Origin of the sequence: Sulfurimonas sp. (genome assembly GCF_026991475.1) — a bacterium.
Taxonomy (GTDB): domain Bacteria; phylum Campylobacterota; class Campylobacteria; order Campylobacterales; family Sulfurimonadaceae; genus Sulfurimonas.
Genome location: NZ_JALXBK010000129.1, coordinates 1 through 2,899, shown reverse-complemented (window position 1 = coordinate 2,899; position 2,899 = coordinate 1). Strand labels below are relative to the sequence as shown.

2 protein-coding genes and 1 pseudogene are annotated in these 2,899 nt (G+C 35.9%); 2 read left to right on the top strand and 1 reads right to left on the bottom strand.

What is annotated here, in order from left to right; genetic code table 11:
• Positions 1-1,296 (top strand): TonB-dependent receptor (locus MV589_RS10890; RefSeq protein WP_297434783.1); only part of this gene is annotated, 1,296 nt, incomplete at its 5' end.
• A 47-nt stretch (positions 1,297-1,343) separates the two neighbouring features.
• Positions 1,344-2,627 carry a PepSY-associated TM helix domain-containing protein gene (locus tag MV589_RS10885; protein WP_367271614.1) on the top strand — a complete coding sequence of 428 codons (1,284 nt, stop codon included), beginning with the start codon at positions 1,344-1,346 and terminating at the stop codon, positions 2,625-2,627.
• Between the two features lie 72 nt (positions 2,628-2,699).
• Here MV589_RS10885 and MV589_RS10880 read toward each other — a convergent pair.
• Positions 2,700-2,899, bottom strand: a pseudogene (locus tag MV589_RS10880) (peroxiredoxin); the annotation flags it as partial.

The following is a 2,899-nucleotide window of genomic DNA, read 5'->3' as shown; positions in this document are numbered from 1 at the left end:
ACTGCTGCTAGTGATGATCCGAACTATTTTACGGCACTTGAGAAAACAGATGTAAAAAGAAAGTTTGACTATTCAAGATTAAGTGCAGAATTCTCAAACTACACATTTAATGACTTAGAAATTGTTGTTACTCCATATATCCGTTACAATAGAAACAGATATGTAGCAACGTGGGAAGGTAATCTCCCAAGCAACGATAATGAGCTGTATACTTTAGGTCTTTTACAGCGCAATACCTATGAAAAAGAGTGGGGAAGAGTCGTCTTTGGATTTGATACAGAGTACACACAATCATCGCTAAAATACAATCAAGACTTTGATGTGACAACAACAGGATGGAGTCCAAAAACATATACGGCAGGTGCTTTATATGATTATGATGTCAATTACTTTGCATTTGCTCCGTATGTTCATATCGATTATATGATAACAAAGCATTTAAAATTAACCCCTGGACTTCGTTATGATTATAACAGATATGATTATACAAATAACCTTGCAGCAGATTCCACAGATAGCTCAAACACGTACTATCGTCCGGCAAGCAGAAGTGATTCATATAATCATCTGAGTCCAAAATTAGCACTCTCTTATCTTGTGCAAAAAGACTTAAATGTATATGCTCGCTATGCAAATGGTTTTAGAATTCCACAAGCTACAAGACTTTACTCTGTCAAAGTGGGATATGAAAATATAGATCTTAAAGCGGAAAAGTCTAATACGTATGAGATAGGTTTGAAAAAAAGTTTTTCTAAAAAAACATCTTTTGATTTAGCACTTTACTATATGACAATTGATGATACTATTGTCCGTGATGCAGCAACGGGTGGATATAGAAATGGTGGTTCAACTATTCATCAAGGTGTTGAAGTAACATTGAAATCGACTATTATAAAAGAGTTTGAAACAGCACTCAGTTATTCTTACTCAAAACATACTTATGATAATGACCCAATTTTAGGGGATAAGGAGATGGCAGCAGCTCCTAATACTCTTGCAAATGTCAGACTTTTTTATATGCCTAGCTATATTCAAGGTATGAAACTTATGGCTGAATGGCAGCATGTTGGTTCTTACTGGATGGATGATGCACATATTGCAGGCAGATATGATGGTTATGATATTGGTAATCTTAAAGCAGATTATAAATATTCAAAAAATCTAAAATTCTTTGCAAAAGTGACAAATATAACAGATGAAAGATATGCAGTCACAGCACGCTATGCTTACCATAAAGAGGACTATACTCCTGGTGATCCACGAAGTTTTTATGCAGGTATTGAATATAGATGGTAAAGAGTTATAAACTCCATAAATTAGCAGGTCTCTTGGGTGGAATTTTTTTGCTGATTTTATCAATCAGTGGATTTTTGCTCGACCATGATAAATGGAGCTTTCTATATGACACTACTTTTAAGAGTGTTCCTTCACATATTTTAAAAGCAGAGAACCGTCTTTTTAATGTTTACTATCAAGACCCTGAAAATCCGGTTCACCTCATTGTCGGTGGGCAAAGAGGACTCTATGAAAGTTTCGATGTCGGAGAGAGTTTTCACAAACTCTCATCTTTGCAGATTCTTTCCGCTGTTGATTATGACAAAGAGCTTTATCTTGCAACATCTGATGGTGTCTATATCTTCGATACTAAGCTACACTCTTTTGCCCTAAAGGGAAAATATATTACAGCTTTAAGTGTCTCACAAGAGAAGATAGCCGCGGTAGTAGATAAAAAAGAGATTGTTCTTTTAGCAAGAAAAAGTGCAAAGATTTTACAGAAAAATATTGCCAAAATCGATGCATCTCAACTACAAGAAGATATAAAGCTCTCTCGTTTTATAAGAGATCTGCACTATGGACGGGGTCTTTTTGATGGAGATATCTCTTTACTTATTAATGATTACGGGACACTCTTTTTAATATATTTAGGTCTGAGTGGTTATATGCTATGGTGGCTGATTCATCGAAAGAAAAAGGCGAAACTCTCACGCAAGCTGATTAAAACCCATGCTAACATTTTTGCTATAATAGCACTTATTCCTCTCTTTATTTTAGCGGTTACAGGAGTTTTTTTAGATCACTCAAGTGGACTTGCAAAATTCATGAAATCTGTAACAATCCCTCACGTAGTACTTCCACCTGTCTATGATTCCCTGAAAAGTGATATTTGGTCAATAGATTATGATGGAAATATTTGTAGAGTTGGAAATAGATATGGTGTCTATGCAAGTCATGACTTTCAGAATTGGAAACTTGAAAACAGAGGGTTTGCTTATAAAATGATACGCAAAGGAGATACTCTCTACATTAGTGGAATGGGAGCACCGAATAGAGTTTTGAAAAATGGTGATTACTCTTTACTGCCAAATACACCGCATATGTTTAAAGGAGTCATAGAGAGCGAAAAAGGCATTAGCTACTTCTCTACAATGAACGCTACTCATACGCTGCCAAAGTTTCAGGATGTAACACTCTATACCCTCCTTTTAAGCCTGCATAACGGTACCTTTTTTGTACCTTGGTGGGTATGGGTCAATGATTTTGCAGCTTTTGGATTATTGATACTTGGTATAACAGGGATGATACGTTGGTATAAAAAAAAAGAGTTCTATAAAAAGCTTTTTTCGTGAGGCTTGCATCTCAAAATGGCATATTGTCTTGAAACTAATATAGCCTTGAGAATACCTCAGAATATTTTATGATTAACTTAAGATCTCTTCAATTGTGATGTAATCACCAACACGACCTGTCATCTGTTCTACATCAGTGTTTACCGGCAGTGTTTTTTTACCTGGTCTCCATCCTGCAGGACAAACTTCACCTGTTTTTGTAGCATGTTGCCACGCTTCTACTTGTCTTAAGAACTCATTTACATTTCTACCGACCGATGGCGCTTGAACCT